Origin of the sequence: Amycolatopsis sp. NPDC051061 (assembly GCF_040682935.1) — a bacterium.
Lineage (GTDB): Bacteria > Actinomycetota > Actinomycetes > Mycobacteriales > Pseudonocardiaceae > Amycolatopsis.
In genome coordinates this window covers 142,958-147,359 of the sequence record NZ_JBFBBZ010000027.1, presented here as the reverse complement: position 1 = coordinate 147,359, position 4,402 = coordinate 142,958, and the positions used below count along the sequence as shown (strand labels likewise).

Genomic DNA, 4,402 nt, shown 5'->3' with positions numbered 1-4,402 from the left:
AGATGTCGCAATCCACACCGAACCCGGAGGCCCTCCCTCACGCCAAGATCATCCGATCACGTGTCGCCCCGTACCCAACCTCCGTGGTCAATACATCTAGCGGCCAACAAGGCACGTCGTTCACAACACATCCACACGCGGGGCACGGCCATCGACGATGAATGGCCGTGCCCCGGTTTTCTCGTTTGGGATGGCCCGGTGTGCCGTGATGTTGGACTCAAGCCGCGGAAGGCGGTTGCCGTCGCGGGTTACGGGGAACGATGGAGGCGGCGGCTTCGGCAGTCTCGCGTGCGAGTTCTGGCAGAACGTGGGCGTAGGTGTCGGCGGTGACCGCGATGGTGGAGTGGCCAAGCAACTCCTGTACGACTTTGAGGTCCGCTCCGGCGGCGATCATGATGGTGGCGGCACCGTGGCGCAGGTCGTGCAGTCGCACGGGCGGGAGCCCGGCGGCGTCGGCGATGGCGTGGAAGGCGTCGGTCAGCTTGGCCGGGTGCAGCGGGCCGCCGTCGCGTTCGGTACACACCAGCTCGTGTTCGATCCATGCGGCCCCCGCTGCCGCGCGGAGTTCGTTCTGTCGTCGCTTCTGCCGCCGCAGCACGAGCGTGGTGGCATCGTCGAGGGCGATGACACGGCCGGAGGCTTCGCTCTTGGGTTCGCCGAACTCGGCCTTCCACCCGAGCTGCACGATCGTGGTGGAGATGGTGATCGACTGGTTGGCCAGCTCGATGTTCCACCACGGCAGGCCGCAGGCTTCACCGCGCCGCAGACCCCGGTAGGCGATCAGGTGGAACAAGGCATAGTAGGGATGACCCTCGGCTTCGTCGAGGAATCGGCCGATCTGGTCGGGCGTCCACACCATGACCCTCGACGGTTTCTGCCCCGTGCGGCGCCACCGCTCGACTCGGTCCGGTGTCCACAGCAGCGCCTTCGGGCGTCGACCGGAAGGCAGCTCGACGTAGGAAGCCGGGTTGAAGGTGATCTTCTGGGCGCGGATGGCGGCGTTGAGCGCGGCGCGCAGGGTGGCGCGGTAGCGCTGCATGGTGGCCGCGCCCATCACTCGCAGGCCGTACACACTCTTTCGTTCCTCGGCGTCGTCGCTGTCCTTGGCGGCGGTGATGGTGTCGTTGCGCTCGGCCATCGCGTCGAACATACGGGTGATGTGCTCGACGGTGAGTGCGTCGAGGCGGTAGTGGCCCAGATGAGGAACCAGCCAGTTGGTGACGTGCGACAGGTAGGAGATCCGGGTTCCTTCCCGGATCTTCTTACGAGTAGCGATCCAGCTGGTCAGCCATTCCCCGACGGTCGGGACGTCACCGAGGCTGGAGTTGCCGTGGTCGAGTTGCTTGGCGATCACTTCGGGAGCGGGAAATGGTTCGCCGGTGCGAAGCCGGTTGTCGATGAGGTCGCCGATCGTTGCGAGGGCGGTGTCGCCGCGTTGTTCCCCGAGCGCGAGAAGGTCGGCGATCTTGTCGAGCTGGTCCTGTGCGTGAGTCTGCGACGCGAACCCGTGCCGCCTGCGGGTGCGGCGTGTTCCGCCGTGGTGCTTGGGGAGTTCGGCTTGAAACGACCAGGTGCCGTGGTTGGAGCTCCACATGCCGTTGGAACGTTTGAGCTTCGGGCACCGGGCACCAAGTTGCTTCTTTGTTCCAGGTTGAGTGCAGGTGCAGCGCTTGAAGGTGGAGCCTTTGAACGTCATCGCGGATTCTTCCTTTCCCGCAATCCGTGGGTATTGCGTCCGGACACCGGATATGGACGCTCTGGTACGCGCAGAGGGGAAGGGTCAGGCATGAGGGTCTTTATCCAGCCCGAGAAGCTCGACCACGCGTGCGACGGGGATGCGGTAACTCCGGCCGACGCGGACCGCCGGCACCGGGAAGGTTCCGGTGCGAGCGAGTTTGTAGGCCGTGGTGCGGGCGATGCCGAGGATCCGGGCCGCGGTCATCAGGTCGGTGGTCACGCCGAGGTCCCCGAGTCGTTCGCGCGACCACGCCGGTGAGGACGCGGCAGCGGTTGCCAAGTCGGGTGTGTCCGCGTGGAGACGATCGAGATCATGCACAGCAAGCTCCCTGGCGGTGAGGAATTGCAGGGTTCGGTGACAGACCCGGGGTTCTCGTGCGCGCCCGCGCGCGGGGTCAAGCACGCAACCGGCCTTGGGGGTCGATGGGTGTCGGAACGCGACTCAGCGGCACCATCAGGGCACGTCACGGCGCCCCGGGGAAGGGCAGGCCGATCCTAGGGAGCCGGCACGGTCGCGTCCGGGCCGCTGCGGCAGGAGAACGGGGAGCAACCGTCGGGGTCGTCTTCCTCGGCACTGCGTCGGCCGCGGGTGGAATCGAGGTCGACTTGGTCCAGCGGGCGCAGGGATCGGTGGATGAAAAACTGGCCGCGCAAAGGCTTCCCGTCGGCGTTGGCGCGGGGGCTGCCGTTGCGGATAGCCGCGTCGAACTCGACCAGGTCCGCCCACGCTTGCGGATCGGTGTCCCGGATGAACCTGAGCCGGGAATTGCCCGAGTACGGGCAGCCCAGACATGAACTCTTCACGACATCGCCCAGCCCGCGCTCGCGCAGGTAGGCCAGGCAGTCCGAGCGCGACATTCTTAGATCGAGGAGGGGGAAAATGTTGCGGGTGTAGTTGACGTCGGAGTCCTTGGCGCGGTGGAATTCATCGGTCGAGATGCCGATGGCCTGATCGACGAACACGCCGTGCGGCACTCGCGCTGGATGCGGGTAGCCTAGGATTTCGCGGACCGCCTTTTTCAAGGGCCGGATCTTGTAGTCACCAGTACATTGGCGGCGAGCCATACCTCGCGAGCCATCGGGGTTTTTGACGAACAACGGCATCGTCACGAAGCGCGTGGCGGGGTTCAGCGTGTCGAGACGAAGGTTGCCGTTGGACACGGTCCGTACCGGTATCCCAGCTTGCGCGCCCAACCGGCGGGCGACGTTCAACTGCGCGTATACCTGCCTGGGCTCCCAGCCGGTATCGGCGAATATGGCGGCGTCGAAAGGAGGGATCTCCCCCGTGCAGGCAAGCAGTAGTACACACATGCTCTGTACTCCGGCGCCGAGACTGAGGAATCGGCCTCGTGGCGTGCCGGGGTAACGCTCACGGCGTGGCCGTTGAGGTGACCGGGCTGTAAGCGGACGACGCCCGGCGGAGGGGCTGGTCGGGCGAGGTGTGGTGGCACGCCGCGTGTGCGGTGCGCGGGAGGTGATGGTCATCGCGGTTCCGTCCCGTCGTGGCCGTAATGGGGTGGCAGCGGGCAGGGTGCAGCAGGTGCGGAATGCGCCGGGCGCTGGTCTGCGGGCTCTGGGCCGCTCAGAGCAGCGAGGGAGTCATGAGGGCCCGATGCGCGGGCTGGTAGGAGAGCACCCACCGCTCGGCGGGCCGGAAGACGTCGTGCTCGTCGCGCATTCCGAGGGCTTGGTGCCCGGTGTATCCCGGTGGCACCGGCGGGGCGGCCGGCGCGTGCGGCTGCGGGTGGCATGGCGAGCCCTCTTTCGAGTGGAGTGGGTACGGGATGGAAGGCGGCGCTGCGGGACGGGCCTTGTGACGGTGCGGCTCACCTGCCCGCAGCGCCGCGAGTTCAGCGACGCGCGCGGGTGCCGGTCCGAGCGCGGCGGTTGCTCGCGGCGCCTCGGGACGTGGGAGATGGCGTAGGCGCGTGCGCCGGCGCTGAATCGGCGGTACGCCCCGGGTGGGCGGATCGCCGATTCAGCGCCGGGGCGCCGACCGGTGCGGGGCAGGCAGAGTTGTTCAGGTGGGCGAAGTCGTCGAGTAGCAGGCGCAGGGCGTGCGCGGCTTGCTGGGGCATGACGCCGTTGCCGAGGGCGCGCAGCTGGGCGGTGCGGGGCAGGTCAAGGTGTCCGGCGGTGGCCCAGCCCGGGGGCAGGCCCATCAGCCACTCGACGAACGCGGGCGCCAGGACGGGACGGCCGTGCCGGCCGGACTGGGTGGGGTACGGCGCGCCATGTCCGGTGATGAGTTCCCAGCGGTACACGGCGGCGGCATACTCGCCCCAGTCCACCGCCGCGGGTTCAGCGGCTACGGCGCGGCGGGTGCGCGGTGCGCGGGCGGGTGCCACGATCATCGACCTCCTTCGGCGCGTTCGTGGGCGGGCGGGGTGCGGTGGCGGCGAGGACGACCGAGGGCAGCATCAGATCGCCCTTCGAGCCGCGTTGCGCGGGGCAGCCCTTCGTTCCGTCGGTAGCGCGCGGTGTCGGCAGAAGCCGTAGACTGTCCAACAGCGACGGACCTCCTTGTCGTGACGCAGCGGAGATCCCGTTGGAAGAACCGTCGTGCGCGGTCGGTGTCGGCAGGAGTTCCCCACGCGCCGGGGGAAAGACAGCTACGAAGCGCGCCGCGGCCCCCCCGCCGCGGGCGGGGGGGGGGGGGGGGCCC

Annotated in this window: 4 protein-coding genes; all 4 read right to left on the bottom strand. The window is 68.2% G+C overall.

What is annotated here, in order from left to right; translation table 11 throughout:
• Positions 1–217: 217 nt before the first annotated feature.
• The 4 genes from AB0N03_RS32225 to AB0N03_RS32210 all read right to left on the bottom strand — a co-directional run bounded on the left by AB0N03_RS32225 (position 218) and on the right by AB0N03_RS32210 (position 4,091).
• Positions 218–1,696: a tyrosine-type recombinase/integrase gene (locus tag AB0N03_RS32225; RefSeq protein ID WP_364379398.1), complete on the bottom strand. Its 1,479-nt coding sequence runs from the start codon at positions 1,694–1,696 to the stop codon at positions 218–220.
• Positions 1,697–1,780: 84 nt separating this feature from the next.
• Positions 1,781–1,957: a helix-turn-helix domain-containing protein gene (locus AB0N03_RS32220; RefSeq protein ID WP_364379395.1), complete on the bottom strand. Its 177-nt coding sequence runs from the start codon at positions 1,955–1,957 to the stop codon at positions 1,781–1,783.
• Between the two features lie 275 nt (positions 1,958–2,232).
• Positions 2,233–2,898, bottom strand: coding sequence for a hypothetical protein (locus AB0N03_RS32215; protein ID WP_364379392.1), 666 nt, complete (start codon positions 2,896–2,898; stop codon positions 2,233–2,235).
• A gap of 689 nt (positions 2,899–3,587) precedes the next feature.
• Positions 3,588–4,091 carry a hypothetical protein gene (locus tag AB0N03_RS32210; protein WP_364379389.1) on the bottom strand — a complete coding sequence of 168 codons (504 nt, stop codon included), beginning with the start codon at positions 4,089–4,091 and terminating at the stop codon, positions 3,588–3,590.
• Positions 4,092–4,402: the final 311 nt, after the last annotated feature.